Genomic DNA, 14976 nt, shown 5'->3' on the forward strand with positions numbered 1-14976 from the left:
AGCTGCCCAAATGAAACGACCGGACCCTAGCCCGGACCCGGTCGTTTCTGCAACTCTTGCGCGTGCTGTCCGATCAGCGGTGCTTCACATCAACATAATCGCGCTTGGCCGGGCCGATGTACAGCTGACGCGGGCGGCCGATCTTGCCGTTTTCGGCGATCATTTCCTTCCACTGGCTGATCCAGCCCACGGTGCGCGAGATCGCGAAGATCGGCGTGAACATCGAGGTGGGGAAGCCCATCGCCTCAAGGATGATGCCCGAATAGAAGTCGACATTCGGGTACAGCTTCTTGGAGATGAAGTAGTCGTCCGACAAGGCGATCCGTTCAAGTTCCTTGGCAACTTGCAGGATCGGGTTGTTGTGGATGCCCAGAAGGTCCAGCACCTCGTCCGCCGATTCCTTCATCACCGTCGCGCGCGGGTCGAAGTTCTTATAGACGCGGTGGCCAAAGCCCATCAGGCGGAAGCCGGAATTCTTGTCCTTGGCGCGGGCGATGTATTCCGGGATGCGGTCGACGGTGCCGATCTCGCGCAGCATTTCAAGGCAGGCCTGATTGGCGCCACCATGCGCCGGGCCCCAAAGGCAGGCGATGCCGGCCGCGATGCAGGCAAAGGGGTTGGCGCCCGAAGACCCCGCCAGACGCACGGTCGAGGTCGAAGCGTTCTGCTCATGGTCGGCGTGCAGCATCATGATCCGGTCCAGCGCCTTTTCCAGCACCGGGTTCACCACATACTCCTCTGCCGGAACGGCAAAGCACATGTTGAGGAAGTTGCCGGCATAGGACAGACTGTTCTTGGGGTACACGAAGGGCTGGCCGACCGAGTATTTGTAGGCCATCGCGGCGATCGTCGGCAGCTTGGCGATCATCCGGATCGCCGCAACCTCGCGCTGCCAGGGGTCGTTGATGTCCAAGCTGTCGTGGTAGAAGGCCGACATGGCGCCGACCACGCCCACCATCGTCGCCATCGGGTGGCTGTCACGGCGGAAGCCCCGGAAGAAGTAGTGCATCTGTTCATGCACCATCGTGTGCCGCGTCACCCGGCTTTTGAAGTCGGCCAGCTGGTCCGCAGTCGGCAGTTCGCCGTACAAAAGCAGGAAGCACACTTCCAGATGCGAGCTTTCCTTGGCCAGCTGATCAATCGGATAGCCGCGGTAGAGCAGCTCTCCCTTGTCGCCGTCGATATAGGTGATCGCGCTTTTGCAGGCGGCGGTGGAGGTGAAGCCGGGGTCGTAGGTGAAGACATCTGCCTCGTCATAAAGCTTGCGGATGTCGACCACGTCGGGCCCCAGAACCGGGGACATGACGGGCAGGTCATAGGACTGGCCGTTCAGGCTCAGCTTGGCGGTCTTGTCAGCACACATCTCTCGTCCCCCGTTGGGAGCCTGAACCCGTGGCAGCGGGTTGAGGCGGATCACGTCCTTTGCGGATGCACGGGCCTGAGCATCAAGGCGGGCACATCCAAGGCCAAGTGGGCGTCAGCCAGCCGCCTCGCTCAGCCTTGCAATCGTTTCGTCGCGCCCGATGACCAGCATCATGTCATAGACGCTTGGCGTGGCGGTCCGTCCTGCAAGGGCCGCCCGAAGCGGGGAAGCCAGCTTGCCGAATCCGATACCGGCCTCGGTCGCAGCAGCGGTCAGGATATGCTCCAATTCCGCTTTTTCCCAAGTACCATTTTGCAACTGCAGCGTCAACGATTTCAGTATACCACGGGATACCGTATCAAGGTGCGCTGATGCCGCAGGGTCGGGCACAATGGGACGCGAGGTTAGCGCAAACTCTGCTTTTTCAAGCAGTTCCGGGAAAGTCTTCGCGCGATCTTTGAGGCAGTACATCCCCTTCAGCATCAGCGCATGCTGAGCTTGCGTCAGCGCAGGTTTGCCAGCCACAGCCAGATACGCCTCAAGTTCATGCAGCAGCGCAGCATCGTCCGCCTTGGCGATGTGCTGGCCGCAGGTATGTTCCAGCTTCTTGAAGTCCAGCCGGGCCGGGGCGCGGCCAATGCCTTCAAGGTCAAACATCGCCTTCGCTTCGTCCGAGGTGAAGATTTCCGCGTCACCATGCGCCCAACCCAGACGGGTCAGATAGTTGCGCATGCCGGCCGCAGGGTAGCCCATCACCTGATACTCTTCGACGCCCAAAGCCCCGTGCCGCTTGGACAATTTCTTGCCGTCCGGCCCGTGGATCAGCGGAATATGCGCCCAGACCGGCACCCGCCAGCCCATCGCGTCATAGACCATCGTCTGCCTTGCGGCATTGGCCAGATGATCATCGCCGCGAATGACGTGGGTCACCCCCATGTCGTGGTCATCCACCACCACGGCAAGCATGTAAGTCGGGGTCAGGTCGGAACGCAGGACAATCATGTCGTCCAGTTGATCGTTGCGAAAGGTTACTTTTCCCTGAACCTTGTCATCAATAACCGTCTCGCCTGTCCGGGGTGCTTTCATCCGGATCACGTAAGGCAGGTCGGGGTGCGTCGAATGGTCCGCATCGCGCCACGGCGACAGGAAGATCGGATACCGGCCCGCAGCTTCTTCGGCGGCCCTGAAGGCGTCGATTTCTTCCTTGGTCGAGAAGCACTTATAAGCCGTTCCTCGCGCAAGCATCTCGTGTGCCACTTCGGCATGGCGGTCCTTGCGGTCAAACTGGCTGACGACATCGCCGTCCCAGTCAAGCCCCAGCCACGTCAGGCCTCGCAGAATCGCTGCCGTCGCCTCGGGGGTCGATCGTTCGCGGTCGGTGTCCTCGATCCGCAGCAGGAACTTGCCGCCGCGTCCCCGGGCGTAAAGCCAGTTGAACAGCGCGGTCCTGCCGCCACCGATGTGCAGATATCCGGTGGGCGAGGGGGCGAAGCGGGTAACGATCTGGGGGTCTGACATCGGCGCGTTAACCTTATGGAAACCATGCTGAGCCTAGGCTCGCGGCAGCTTTAGGCAAATGCGGGGGGAAGGACAAGGTGGGCAGGCGCTTGGTCACTTGGGCGATGCAGGCTGTCGCTGCCCTGTCAGAGGCGCCCGTCGATCTGTTCCTGTTCCTGCCGGTCTTCCTGTCGATCGGCATCGGCCTGTGGTTTTCCCTGCCGACCGAGCCGGGGTTGGTGTTCTACATCAGCCTAGCCGGACTGGTGCTGGGGCTGCTGGCGCTGGGGCGCTTTGGTCCCGTCCTGGCCCGGCCCGTCGCGGTGGCTTTGGCTTTTGCCGGTTTGGGCGCGCTGTCGTGCGGGGCCCGGGTGTGGGTGGTCGCGTCGCCGATGCTGGCCGCGCCCTATTACGGTCCCATTCAGGGCCGCATCATCGACATCGACCGGTCCCAATCGGACGCGGTGCGCCTGACCCTGGATCAGGTGGTGTTGAGCGCGGTGGAGCCTGCCGCCACCCCTGCCACCCTGCGCATCGCGCTACACGGTCCGCCGCCACCGCAGCCCTATGAGATGGGGACGACCGTGCAGGTCACCGCCCGCATCGCCGCCCCCGAAAGCGCGTCAGAACCCGGCGGCTTCGATTTCCGCCGGATGGCCTGGTTCGAGCAGCTGGGGGCGGTTGGCTACACCTCCAGCCCGGTGGTGACATGGGCGCTGCCAGGGCCGTGGGATGCCTCGGTCAACCGGCTGCGCAATCATCTGTCGGCTGCGATCATGGCGCGGGTGCCGGGCGATTCCGGGGCCTTCGCCTCTGGTGCGCTGACTGGCGACCGGTCCGAGATCACGGCCGCAGTGGTGACGGACCTGCGGATCTCCTCGTTGGCGCATTTGCTGGCGATTTCGGGGATGAACATGGCCTTTCTGACCGGGTTCGTCTTTGCACTGATCCGTTATGGGCTTGCGCTGATCCCGCCGGTGTCATTGCGGGTCAACACCAAGAAAGTGGCGGCCTGCGTGGCGTTTGGCGTGGCGCTGTTCTATCTGATCCTGTCGGGGGCCAACGTGGCGACGACGCGGGCCTATCTGATGGTCTCGATCATGCTGGTGGCTGTCTTGCTGGATCGCCGGGCGCTGACCCTGCGTTCGGTCGCGGTGGCGGCGCTGATCCTGCTGCTGTGGCAGCCCGAAAGCCTGCTGGCACCGGGGTTCCAATTGTCCTTTGCCGCCACCATCGGCCTGATCGCGGGCTTTGGCCCGGCCGAGCGGCTGATGCTGCGCCATGGCGTGCCGCGCTGGCTGAAGCCGGTGATCCTGCTCACCGTCAGCTCGCTTCTCGCAGGCCTTGCCACCGCGCCCTATTCGGCGGCGACCTTCAACCGGCTGACGGGTTATGGCCTGCTGGCCAATCTGCTGACGGTGCCGGTGATGGATCTGCTGATGGGCGCAGGCGCCGTGGCGGCGCTGCTGGCGCCGATCGGGCTGGCCTCGCCCGCGCTGACGGTCATGGATTGGGCGGCGCGCTGGATCTTGTTCATCGCGCATTGGATTTCCGGGCTGAACGGGGCGATCACACCGGTGCCGCAACCGGGGCCCTGGACCATTCCGCTGATCACGCTGGGGGCGCTGTGGCTGGTGCTGTGGCAGGGCAGGGCGCGGTTGGCGGGGTTCGCAGCCCTTCTGCTGGGCTTTGGTCTTTGGGCGATGGTCGAACGTCCGCCCCTGCTGATCTCGTCCGACGGGGTTCTGGCGGGCGTTCTTGGGCCGCAGGGCCGGGCGCTGTCCGCGCCGCGCGGGGCCGGATTTGCCGCCGAGTCGTGGTTGGCCGATGATGGCGATCTGGCCGATCCCAAGGCCGCCGCGACCCGGGCCGGGTTTGACGGACCCAAGACCGCGCGCCGGTTTCAGGTGGCCGGCGTTCGCGGCGTGGTGCTGTCGGGCAAGGATGCGCTGACCGAGGTGGCGCAGGCCTGCGCAGCGGCCGATCTGGTTCTGGTGCCGGTGCGGCTTGGCCCGGCGGTTGATCCGCCGGCTGGCTGCATCGTGCTGGATGCCACATATCTCGCGCAAAGCGGCGCCCTGGCCGGTGTGGCGCAGGGTGGCGGCGTGCTGTTGATCCCCGTGCGGGCCGAGGCGCGGGTCTGGACCGGCAACGACACCCCGGTCAGCCCGGTTTTCGTTGCGGCCAAGCCCGCGGTTCTGGCGCAGACCGGTCAGTAGCTGCGGATCAATCCCACCAGCTTGCCCTGCACCTTGACCATATGGCCGGGAAAGACGCGGGTTTCATAGGCCGGGTTGGCGGCTTCCAGCGCAATCATGCCGCCACGGCGGCGGAAACGTTTCAGCGTCGCTTCGGCATCTTCGACCAAAGCCACGACGATGTCGCCATTTTCGGCGTCGATCTGTTCGCGGATGATGACGATGTCGCCATCATTGATCCCTGCCTCGATCATCGAATCGCCCTTCACCTCCAGCGCATAATGCGAGCCCTTGCCCGACATCAGCGCATTGGGCACGGTGACATGATGGCTGACATGGGCGATCGCTTCGATCGGCACGCCAGCGGCGATGCGGCCCATCATCGGGATTTCCATGGCATGCAGGTTTTCAACCTCCAGCGCTGCAGCGGGGCGCGGCGGCGGGGCCGGCGGTTTTGACCCCTGCACAAGGCGTGGGGTGAAGCCGACCTTTTCCATCGCCTCTGGCAGCTTCACAATCTCAAGCGCACGCGCGCGGTGGGCGAGGCGGCGGATGAAGCCGCGTTCTTCCAGCGCCGTGATCAGGCGGTGGATACCGGATTTCGATTTCAGGTCCAGCGCGTCCTTCATCTCGTCAAACGAGGGCGGCACGCCGTCGATATCGAGCCGTGTCTTGATGAAATCCAGAAGTTCCAGCTGTTTGCGCGTGAGCATCGTCAGACCCTACCCCTTGAAAGGCGGCCAAGCAGCTGGCCAATCCCCTTACAGTCAACCCCCGTTGCTATAAGTGTTAATTGAATGTTCTGCCCGTGTTCTTGGTTTGTGTCAAGATGTTCCCCGCTTTACAACTGCAAGTAGAGCGCCTCGGACCCCGCCCCTTGTGGCCCATCGCCAGCGGTGCGGATCAGCAGGGCGTTGGCCTCGGTCAGGATGCGGATCAGGGCGCTGTCCTGCCGGTCAAACGGGGTGATGACGCCGTCAGCCAGCCTGGCGCGCATGTAATGGGTGCGGGGGCCGGTGGCCTCGACGGCGGCACCCAGCACTGCCTTGCGGGCCAAGGGCGCCACGTCCGGTCGGCCTTGCAGGGCGCGGACCATGGGCAAAAGGAAGAGATGCGCGCAGACGATCGAAGAGACGGGGTTGCCCGGCAGGCCGAGCATGGGCACGCCTTGCAGGCGTCCGGCCATCAAGGGCTTGCCGGGGCGCATGGCGATCTTCCAGAACGCCCGCTCCAGCCCAAGACTTTCCGCCACAGGGCCGACGAGGTCATGGTCGCCGACCGAGGCGCCACCGATGGTGATGATCAGGTCGGCATCTGCGGCCAGCGCAAAGACGGCGCGCAATTCGGCTTCGGTATCGCGGGCGATGGGCAGGATGCGGGCGATGCCGCCCTCGGCCTCGATCAAGGCCGCGATGGCGAAAGAGTTGGAGCAGATGATCTGGTCGGGGGAGGGCACCTCGCCGGGCATCACCAGTTCGTCGCCGGTGGCGATGATGGCCACGACCGGGCGGCGGTGGACCAGCACTTGGGGCAGGTTCATCGCGGCCAGCAATGCCAGATCATGGGGTGCGATGCGGCGCGTCGGCAGCGCCTCGCCCAATTTGAAGTCCTGACCCTGCGGGCGGATGTGGCGGGAAAGGTCGGCTTTGGGCTTGATGGTGATGGTGGGGCCATCGGCCTCGACGTCTTCTTGGATGACGACGCGGTCAGCCCCGGCGGGCACCGGGGCGCCGGTGAAAATGCGCACGGCCTGACCGGGTGCCACCGTGCCGGCGAAGGCCTTGCCCGCCTGCGCCTCTCCGATCAGGGTGAAGCTGTCACCCGCCGCCGGATCGCCCTGCACGGCGTAGCCGTCCATCGCCGAGGCCGCGAAAGGCGGCTGATCGCGGTTGGCCATGGCCGGTTCGGCCATCATGCGGCCGACCGATTGGCGCAGCGCCACAGGTTCAGCGGGGAGCGGGGAGACAAGGGCGAGGCAGCGCGTCAGGGCCTCTTGGACAGAGATCATGGTGGCCCTTTCCGTGGTTCAGTCCTTGGCCTCGTAAAGCCCGGATTTGCCGCCGTCTTTCAGCAAAAGACGGATGCCTTCGATCCGCATGCCCTTCTCGACCGCTTTCAGCATGTCATAGACCGTCAGGCAGGCGACCGAGACGGCGGTCAGCGCCTCCATCTCGACCCCGGTCACCCCTGCTGTTTTCACGGTGGCAGTCACGCGGACGCCGGGAAGCGCCACATCCGGCACCAGATCGACGGCGACTTTGGTGATGGGCAACGGGTGGCAGAGCGGGATCAGGTCCGAGGTTTTCTTGGCCGCCATGATGCCCGCCAGACGGGCGACGCCCAGCACATCGCCCTTCTTGGCGGTGCCTTGCAGAACCAGCGCCAAGGTCGCGGTCGTCATCAGCACCAGACCTTCGGCGGTGGCGACACGGGCGGTCACGGCCTTGTCGCCCACATCGACCATATGGGCGTGGCCCTGATCGTCGAAATGGGAAAGGCCGCTCATGCGCCGCCCTGTGCTGTCAGGGGCCGCGACAGGATGGCCTTGGTCGCCGCCGTCACATCGGCTTGCCGCATCAGGCTTTCGCCGATCAGGAAGCAGCGCGCGCCATAGCGGGCGAGTTCGGCCAGATCATCCGCCGTGTAAAGCCCGCTTTCCGAGACGATGATGCGCTCTTCCGGGACATAGCGCGCCAGTTGGCGCGTGGTGTCGAGGGTCACTTCAAACGAATGCAGGTTGCGGTTGTTGATGCCGATCAGCGGTGATTTCAGCAAGGTGGCGCGGTCCAGTTCGGCGCGGTCGTGCACCTCGATCAGCACATCCATGCCATGCGCGGTGGCCGCCGCCTCTAGCTCTGCCGCCTGGGCATCAGAGACAGAGGCCATGATGATCAGGATGCAGTCCGCGTGCAGGGCGCGGGCCTCGGCCACCTGATAGGTGTCGTAGAGGAAATCCTTGCGCAGGCAGGGCAGTTTCACGGCCTGATGGGCGGCGGTCAGAAACTCATCCGCGCCTTGGAACGACGGCCCGTCGGTCAGCACCGAAAGGCAGGTGGCGCCACCCGCCTCATAGGCCTTGGCCAGTGCGGGCGGGTCGAAATCGGCGCGGATCAGGCCCTTGGAGGGCGAGGCCTTCTTGATTTCCGCAATCAGGCCATAGCCCGAAGCCGCAGCCTCGGACAAGGCGCGGGCAAAGCCGCGCGGGGCAGGGGCGGAGAGGGCGGCCTCTTCAACCAGCCGCAAGGGACGCGCAACCTTGCGGGCGGCGACCTCTTGCAGCTTGTAGGCCTTGATGGTGTCGAGGATCGTGGTTGTCATGTCCAAGGGCTTAACGCGAGGGCGCGGAAAAGGGAAGTCAGGTCCGCCGGTTTTGCGCCCGGCGCGCCAGCGCGAAGGCAAGGGCGGGCCAGAAGGCCTGGGCGAGCCCGTAGGCCCCCACAATGCGGTGATTGGCACCGGAGGCGAGGGCAACGGCTTCGGTCGTCAGCGTGTCGACGCGGCCACCGCCCAGCAGAAGCGTTGGCAGATATTGCCCGATGGAGACCGCCACGCCGATGGCAGCGGCGGCGGCCAATGGTGCGGCCAGCATCGGCAGCCGCAGCCGCCACAGGATGCGCAATGGCCCCGCGCCCAGGGTCGTGGCGATGGCCGCCATCCGGCCATCCCAGGCGCGAAACGGGCCGGCGAGGGTCAGGAAGACGTAAGGCAGCACGAAGACAAGATGTCCCGCCGCAACCGCCAGCAGGGGCGGCACCGGCAGGTGCAGCAGGGCCTGCGCGAGCCCGGGCAGAAACACCACCTGCGGCACGAACAGCGGCAAATAGACCAACGCCTCCAACCGTCGTCCGCTGCCGTGCAGGGCGGCAAGTGTCAGCAGCAGCGCCAGCAGTGTGGCCCCCACCGCGAGGGCGAGGCTTGTCGCCGAAGAGGCCAGCACCTCGGGTGCGGCGCGTTGCCAGACCGCCGGGCTCAGCGCTTGCGGCAGCGCCAGCGGGAAGGGCCAGGGGCCGGCCAAGGACCACAGCGCCAGCCCCGCCAGCCCGAAGACCGAAGACAGCACCAACAGAACCACCGCGCCGGCGGCCAGCGGCGCCAGCACGGCGTCCAGCCCGGCTCCGCGGACGCCCCCCAAGGCCAGGGCACGCATAAGACGATGGCCCAGACCCTCTGCCATCACCCAGATCGCGATGCCCAGCCCCACCAGACCCAGCTGCACCAAGGCGCCCGCCGCCGCGAGGCCCTGATGCGCAAGGCTCGGCTCGGTCATCCACAGGCTGATCTGCACCGCGAGGGGATGCGGCAGACTTGGCCCAAGGATCAGCGCCATGTCGACATTGGTCATCGCGTAAACCAGCACTGCCAGCACCGGCAGTCGAAGTTGCGGATAAAGCCCCGGCCAGACCGCCAGCGCAAATCCCATTGCCTTGCCGTAACCCAGCGTTGCCGCAACGATCCGCCGCTGCTCCAGTATCCGAGAGGCCAAGCCAAGCGCCACCAGCAGCAGAAAGGGGGTTTCTTTCAGCACCAGCCCAAGGGTCAGCGCCACGCCCAAGGGATCATTCAGCGTCATCAGATCGGGCGGCACCTGCCAACCGGTCGCCCAGGGTGACATTGTGCGGGCGATCCAGCCCGAAGGGGCGATCAGAAAGGCCAGCCCCAGTGCCGCCGCCGCATGCGGCAGTGCCAACATCGGGGCCAGCAGACGTTCCAGAACGGCCAGACCGCGCGGACGCAAACCAAGGATCAGCAGGACCAGCCCCACGCTGCAGGCCGTGGCGACCAGCCCCGGCACCAAGGACAGCATCACCGCACGGGGCAGGCCCTGCCAGACCAGAACCTCTGCCAGGTGCCAGACCCCGGCTTGAAAGCCAAAGCCCAGACCGGCAGCCACCGGCAAGGCCAGCACAAGGCCCATCCCAACGGCGGCGACCTGCGCGCGCAGCGTCACCCGCGCCCTCCGTCGCAGTCCGGGATCATTTGGCGACGCCGTAGCGTTTGGCCCAATCCTCGGCGATCCGGGTCATCCAGCTGGCATGCGGCTCCAGCAAGGTCGGGCCCAATTCGACCGGCGACAGGGTGGCCGGCCCGCGCTTCAGGCTGTCAAACCGGGCGCGGTCGGGGGCGGTCAGCGCCTCAAGGCGCAGCACCGTCTGAAATCCCAGAACGGCCGCATCTTGCGCGCGGGCCTGCACCTCTGGCTCCAACAGCAGGTTGGCCACCACTTGCGCCCCCTCCGGCGCCGCGGCGTCATACGGGATCGCCACGAAAGACGCGTTCCCGATGGTCCCGCCCGTCAGCACGAAGGTCCGCACCGTGTCGGCCAGATTGCCCGCCGCAATCTCGGCACTGGCGCGGCCGGGGTTGAAAGCGAAGGAAATCGTCGTCTCCCCATCGGCCAGAAGTTGCCCCAGGGCGGGCTCGTTGGCCGGAAAGGCCTTGGCCTGCCGCCACAAGTTTGGGTGCAGCGCGTCAAGAAAGGGCCACAGCGCCGCCGCTGCCGCATAGCCCGCATCGGTGGCGGGGGCTTGCAACACGGTTGGATCGGGCAACAGGGCGTAAAGCACCTGCTTGAGGAAGGTCAGACCCAGATAATCGGGCGGCTGCGGATAGGTGAAGCGGCCCGGGTTGGCCTTGGCCCAGTCAGCGAGGGCTGCAATGGTCCGTGGCGGCGTGGCCAGCCTGGCGCTGTCATGTTCGAAGACCAGTTGCGCCATGGCCCAGGGGCTTTCAAACCCTCCGGTCGGAAGGGTGAAGTCGGTGGTCGTGGCGGGCTTGCCTTGGGTGTCGACATAGCGCCAATTCGGCAGACCCTCGGCAAAGGGGCCATAGAGCAGCCCCGCGCCCGTCATCGCGGCAAAATTCTCGCCGTTGATCCAGATCAGGTCCACCGCCCCGAGGGATGTCTTGCCCGCAGCCTTCTCGGCTTGCACGCGGGCCACTGCATCCGACGTGGCGGCAAGTTTCACATGGGTCAGGGTCACGCCAAAGCGGTCGCTGGCCAATTGGCCGACATAGGCGATGAAATCGTTGATCTTGGGGTCCCCACCCCAGGCGTGGAAATAGACCTGCTGGCCGCGCGCCTTGCCCAGCAAAGCCGCCCAATCGCCCGCAAAGGCGCGGCCCGCCCAAAGGGCCGCCCCCGCCAACGCCACGCCGCCGAATTCGCGTCTGTTCACCTGCGTCTCCTCATCCTTCGGCACAGGCTATCGGAGGGAGCGACCCCAGTGCAACCCAGGCCCATCGCAGGCACACCAACGTGACGCCACGCGGCGGGCCGGGTCAGTCCGGGGTGAAAAGGTCAAGCACCCAGGTCGGATAGGGCCCCTCGGCCTGCCCAAGCCCCATCTGGGTCACTTCGGCGTTCAAAATGTTGCGCCGGTGACCGGCCGAGGCCATCCAGGCGGCAAAGGTCTTGTCGACCGTGGTGTAGCCCTCGGCCGAGTTCTCCTCGACATACGAAAAGCTCAGTCCGACCCGCGCCAACCGATCCCCGGCGTTCGAGCCGTCTGACCCGATGTGGCTGATGTCGCGTCGCGCGGCGATTTCGCAGGCATAGGCTTGCGCTGCCGTCGTCGCCGCCGCCGACATCGCGACGGGGGCAATGCCCGCCTGCCGCCTTTGCTGGTTGATCAGATCCCGCATCGCGGCCGCATTGGCCGCAGCGGCCGCAGGCGTCGGGCAATGGGCGCTGGCGGGCCAGGCATGTGGCGCCCCGGTCGTGCCGTTCTGCGTCGTATAAGTCACGCTGACGCAGCCACCCAAGGCGCAAAGACAGATTGCAGCCATCAGGGGCTTGAAGGACATCGGGCGCTCCGTCACTTGAAAGTGGGATCGTCGTTGCCGACGATGGGCTCAAACCGTTAACAACACGTTCCGGGAAGAGAAAGACAAATATGCTCGATGGCCTTCTGCGCAAGATCATGGACCCCGGCCTTGACCGGGTCGGGCGGGTCCTTGCCGAGCGCGGGGTGAGCGCCGACCACGTCACCTTGGCAGGCTTTGGTCTTGGCACACTGGCAGCGGGAGTGATCGCGGCGGGCGCCCCGGCGGCGCTGGCCCTGATTCCCCTGCTGGCCAGCCGCCTCGCCGATGGGCTGGATGGTGCTGTGGCCCGGGCCGGTGCCAAGACCGACTTCGGTGGCTTTCTTGACATCGTGGCCGATTTCGCCTTCTACGGCATGATCCCCTTCGCCTTTGCCTGCGCGGACCCGGCCAACGCCCGTGCTGCCGCCTTTCTGATCCTGTCCTTCTACATCAACGGGGCCAGCTTTCTGGCCTTTGCCATCCTTGCGGAAAAGCACGGGTTGCAGACCTCGGCCCGCGGCGAAAAATCGCTCTATTTCACCGCTGGCATCATGGAGGGCGCTGAAACCATCCTGTTTCTGACCGCCTTCTGCCTGTGGCCCTTGGCGTTCCCGGCGCTTGCAACCTTGTTCGGCGTTCTGTGTCTGATCACCGCCAGCGCCCGAATCCTGCTGGCCCGGCAGGTGTTCTCAAGCTGATCGGGTGCCCTGCCCCTTCATTCAGGCCCAAATATCCCACGGGGGTGCGGGGGTGTGAAACCCCCGCTTTGCACCACCCGGGTCGTCGTTCACTTTTCGTCCCAACTCTTGCTGCCCCCGCCCTTGTAGCCCGCGGCGCGCGACACTAAGACTCTGGCAATGCTCAGGCGATAACACTCCAAGTCACAACAGGCAGGTTTGACATGCGCGATCCGATCGACACTTACATGAATACCCTTGTCCCCATGGTGGTCGAGCAGACCAGCCGGGGCGAGCGGGCCTACGACATCTACTCCAGGCTCTTGAAAGAACGCATCATTTTCCTGGCCGGCCCGGTGCATGACGGCATGTCGTCGCTGATTTGCGCCCAATTGCTGTTCCTTGAGGCCGAGAATCCCTCCAAGGAAATCTCAATGTACATCAACTCGCCCGGCGGTGTCGTGACCTCTGGCCTGTCGATTTACGATACAATGCAATACATTCGCCCCAAAGTTTCGACGATGGTGATGGGGCAGGCGGCCTCGATGGGCAGCTTGCTGCTGCAGGCTGGCGAAAAGGGCATGCGCTTCTCGCTGCCCAATTCGCGCGTCATGGTCCACCAGCCCTCGGGCGGCTATCAGGGTCAGGCGACGGACATCATGATCCACGCGCGCGAAACCGAAAAACTGAAGCGCCGCTTGAACGAGATCTATGTCAAGCACACCGGCAATTCCTATGACACCGTCGAAGCGGCGCTGGAGCGTGACAACTTCATGTCCGCCGAGGATGCCAAGGCCTGGGGCCTGATCGACGAGATCGTCGAGAACCGTGGCAAGATGGACGACACGTCGAAATGATGGCCAAGTGATCGGTCCGGGCGGGGGAGAGCCGCCGCCCGGGGCAGTTTCGGATTGTGGAGGCGCGGGCCTTGGCCTAGACTTCCCTAAACCGCCCCGACCAATCGGATTTGGGGGGCGATGGGCAGAGGACGATAATGGCGAACAATTCGGGCAGCGACAGCAAGAACACCCTCTATTGCTCGTTCTGTGGCAAGAGCCAGCATGAGGTCCGCAAGCTGATCGCAGGGCCGACCGTGTTTATCTGTGATGAATGCGTCGAGCTTTGCATGGATATTATCCGTGAAGAAACCAAAAGCACCGGCCTGAAGGCCACCGATGGCGTGCCGACCCCGCGCGACATCTGCAAGGTGCTGGACGACTATGTCATCGGCCAGGTGCACGCCAAGCGTGTGCTGTCGGTGGCGGTGCACAACCACTACAAGCGCCTGAACCATGGCAGCAAATCGGATGTGGAACTTGCCAAGTCCAACATCCTGCTGATCGGTCCGACCGGTTGCGGCAAGACGCTGCTGGCACAAACACTGGCCCGCATTCTGGAAGTGCCCTTCACGATGGCCGACGCCACCACCCTGACCGAAGCCGGTTACGTGGGCGAAGACGTGGAAAACATCATCCTGAAGCTGTTGCAGGCTTCGGAATACAACGTCGAACGGGCACAGCGCGGCATCGTCTACATTGACGAGGTCGACAAGATCACGAGGAAGTCTGACAACCCCTCGATCACCCGTGACGTCTCGGGCGAGGGCGTGCAGCAGGCGCTGCTGAAGATCATGGAAGGCACCGTGGCGTCCGTGCCGCCGCAAGGGGGGCGCAAGCATCCGCAGCAGGAATTCCTGCAAGTGGACACGACCAACATACTTTTCATCTGCGGCGGCGCCTTTGCCGGACTTGAGAAGATCATTGCACAGCGCAACAAGGGCTCTGCCATGGGCTTTGGCGCCGATGTGAAGGACCCTGACTCGCGCGGCGCCGGGGAACTGTTCATGGAACTGGAGCCGGAAGATCTTCTGAAATTCGGCCTGATCCCTGAATTTGTCGGCCGCTTGCCGGTGATCGCCACCCTGACCGATCTGGATGAACCGGCCTTGGTCACCATCCTGACCGACCCCAAGAACGCGCTCGTCAAGCAATACCAGCGTCTATTCGACATCGAAGGCGTCAAGCTGACCTTTACGACCGACGCGCTCGTGGCCATCGCCAAACGCGCCATCAAACGCAAAACCGGTGCGCGCGGGTTGCGTTCGATCATGGAAGACATCCTGCTGGACACCATGTTCGAACTGCCGGGGATGTCGGACGTCTCCGAAGTCGTGGTCAATGAAGAGGCCGTGGGCTCCAAGGGCAAGCCGCTGCTGGTTCATACCGAAGTGAAGGAAAAGAAGCCGGCGTCTGCCGGCTGATCCTTCGCAAATCACGGAAGAAAAGCCCGTAGTCTGTTGGACTGCGGGCTTTTTCAGTTCTGTGATGTGAGTTGCTCCACCGCCCGGAGTCGGGGGGACCCGTCCCCCCGGCCCCCCAGCCGGAGGGGCTTTCCGCCCCTCACGGACCTCCCCGAGGATATTTCTGCCAAGATGAAA

General features: G+C 64.6%; 13 protein-coding genes. 4 read left to right on the plus strand and 9 right to left on the minus strand.

What is annotated here, in order from left to right; translation table 11 throughout:
* Positions 1–73: 73 nt before the first annotated feature.
* On the minus strand, positions 74–1363 hold the full coding sequence (locus AC1Y2B_RS00865) for a citrate synthase (protein ID WP_482251145.1): 1290 nt from the start codon (positions 1361–1363) through the stop codon (positions 74–76).
* 114 nt (positions 1364–1477) lie between these two features.
* Positions 1478–2881 carry a glutamate--tRNA ligase gene (gltX, locus tag AC1Y2B_RS00870; protein ID WP_482251146.1) on the minus strand — a complete coding sequence of 468 codons (1404 nt, stop codon included), beginning with the start codon at positions 2879–2881 and terminating at the stop codon, positions 1478–1480.
* 77 nt (positions 2882–2958) lie between these two features.
* Between gltX and AC1Y2B_RS00875 the strand changes: the two genes are divergently transcribed.
* Positions 2959–5079: a ComEC/Rec2 family competence protein gene (locus AC1Y2B_RS00875; RefSeq protein WP_482251147.1), complete on the plus strand. Its 2121-nt coding sequence runs from the start codon at positions 2959–2961 to the stop codon at positions 5077–5079.
* Here the strand turns inward: AC1Y2B_RS00875 and lexA are convergent.
* From lexA to AC1Y2B_RS00910, 7 genes are all read right to left on the minus strand, one after another.
* On the minus strand, positions 5073–5771 hold the full coding sequence (lexA, locus tag AC1Y2B_RS00880) for a transcriptional repressor LexA (protein ID WP_482251148.1): 699 nt from the start codon (positions 5769–5771) through the stop codon (positions 5073–5075). The two genes, AC1Y2B_RS00875 and lexA, sit on opposite strands and share 7 nt — an antisense overlap.
* Before the next feature lie 128 nt (positions 5772–5899).
* Positions 5900–7066 (minus strand): molybdopterin molybdotransferase MoeA, encoded by a 1167-nt coding sequence (locus AC1Y2B_RS00885; protein WP_482251149.1) that lies wholly within the window; start codon positions 7064–7066, stop codon positions 5900–5902.
* A gap of 18 nt (positions 7067–7084) precedes the next feature.
* Positions 7085–7564, minus strand: coding sequence for a cyclic pyranopterin monophosphate synthase MoaC (gene moaC, locus AC1Y2B_RS00890; protein ID WP_482251150.1), 480 nt, complete (start codon positions 7562–7564; stop codon positions 7085–7087).
* Positions 7561–8376, minus strand: coding sequence for an indole-3-glycerol phosphate synthase TrpC (trpC, locus tag AC1Y2B_RS00895; RefSeq protein WP_482251151.1), 816 nt, complete (start codon positions 8374–8376; stop codon positions 7561–7563). The genes moaC and trpC overlap by 4 nt, the downstream gene beginning before the upstream one ends.
* Before the next feature lie 37 nt (positions 8377–8413).
* Complete coding sequence (locus tag AC1Y2B_RS00900; protein WP_482251273.1) at positions 8414–9973, minus strand: ABC transporter permease; 1560 nt, start codon at positions 9971–9973, stop codon at positions 8414–8416.
* 58 nt (positions 9974–10031) lie between these two features.
* Positions 10032–11234, minus strand: a complete 1203-nt coding sequence (locus AC1Y2B_RS00905; RefSeq protein WP_482251152.1) for an ABC transporter substrate-binding protein — start codon at positions 11232–11234, stop codon at positions 10032–10034.
* A gap of 103 nt (positions 11235–11337) precedes the next feature.
* A complete protein-coding gene (locus AC1Y2B_RS00910; RefSeq protein WP_482251153.1) occupies positions 11338–11862 on the minus strand; it encodes a CAP domain-containing protein in 525 nt (174 codons plus the stop codon).
* A gap of 89 nt (positions 11863–11951) precedes the next feature.
* On the opposite strand from AC1Y2B_RS00910, the gene AC1Y2B_RS00915 reads away from it, so the two are divergent.
* The 3 genes from AC1Y2B_RS00915 to clpX all read left to right on the plus strand — a co-directional run bounded on the left by AC1Y2B_RS00915 (position 11952) and on the right by clpX (position 14799).
* Positions 11952–12560 (plus strand): CDP-alcohol phosphatidyltransferase family protein, encoded by a 609-nt coding sequence (locus AC1Y2B_RS00915; RefSeq protein ID WP_482251154.1) that lies wholly within the window; start codon positions 11952–11954, stop codon positions 12558–12560.
* A gap of 203 nt (positions 12561–12763) precedes the next feature.
* Positions 12764–13396 carry an ATP-dependent Clp protease proteolytic subunit gene (locus tag AC1Y2B_RS00920; protein ID WP_482251155.1) on the plus strand — a complete coding sequence of 211 codons (633 nt, stop codon included), beginning with the start codon at positions 12764–12766 and terminating at the stop codon, positions 13394–13396.
* 137 nt (positions 13397–13533) lie between these two features.
* On the plus strand, positions 13534–14799 hold the full coding sequence (gene clpX, locus AC1Y2B_RS00925; protein ID WP_482251156.1) for an ATP-dependent Clp protease ATP-binding subunit ClpX: 1266 nt from the start codon (positions 13534–13536) through the stop codon (positions 14797–14799).
* Positions 14800–14976: the final 177 nt, after the last annotated feature.

It is taken from the genome of Stagnihabitans sp., from assembly GCF_964946895.1.

Bases quoted from the DNA above. Each gene is read 5' to 3' on its own strand.
- lexA (WP_482251148.1), bottom strand. From the start codon at position 5,771: ATGCTCACGCGCAAACAGCTGGAACTTCTGGATTTCATCAAGACACGG.
- AC1Y2B_RS00915 (WP_482251154.1), top strand. From the start codon at position 11,952: ATGCTCGATGGCCTTCTGCGCAAGATCATGGACCCCGGCCTTGACCGG.
- AC1Y2B_RS00910 (WP_482251153.1), bottom strand. From the start codon at position 11,862: ATGTCCTTCAAGCCCCTGATGGCTGCAATCTGTCTTTGCGCCTTGGGT.
- moaC (WP_482251150.1), bottom strand. From the start codon at position 7,564: ATGAGCGGCCTTTCCCATTTCGACGATCAGGGCCACGCCCATATGGTC.
- trpC (WP_482251151.1), bottom strand. From the start codon at position 8,376: ATGACAACCACGATCCTCGACACCATCAAGGCCTACAAGCTGCAAGAG.
- clpX (WP_482251156.1), top strand. From the start codon at position 13,534: ATGGCGAACAATTCGGGCAGCGACAGCAAGAACACCCTCTATTGCTCG.
- AC1Y2B_RS00885 (WP_482251149.1), bottom strand. From the start codon at position 7,066: ATGATCTCTGTCCAAGAGGCCCTGACGCGCTGCCTCGCCCTTGTCTCC.
- gltX (WP_482251146.1), bottom strand. From the start codon at position 2,881: ATGTCAGACCCCCAGATCGTTACCCGCTTCGCCCCCTCGCCCACCGGA.
- AC1Y2B_RS00900 (WP_482251273.1), bottom strand. From the start codon at position 9,973: ATGGGCCTTGTGCTGGCCTTGCCGGTGGCTGCCGGTCTGGGCTTTGGC.
- AC1Y2B_RS00865 (WP_482251145.1), bottom strand. From the start codon at position 1,363: ATGTGTGCTGACAAGACCGCCAAGCTGAGCCTGAACGGCCAGTCCTAT.
- AC1Y2B_RS00920 (WP_482251155.1), top strand. From the start codon at position 12,764: ATGCGCGATCCGATCGACACTTACATGAATACCCTTGTCCCCATGGTG.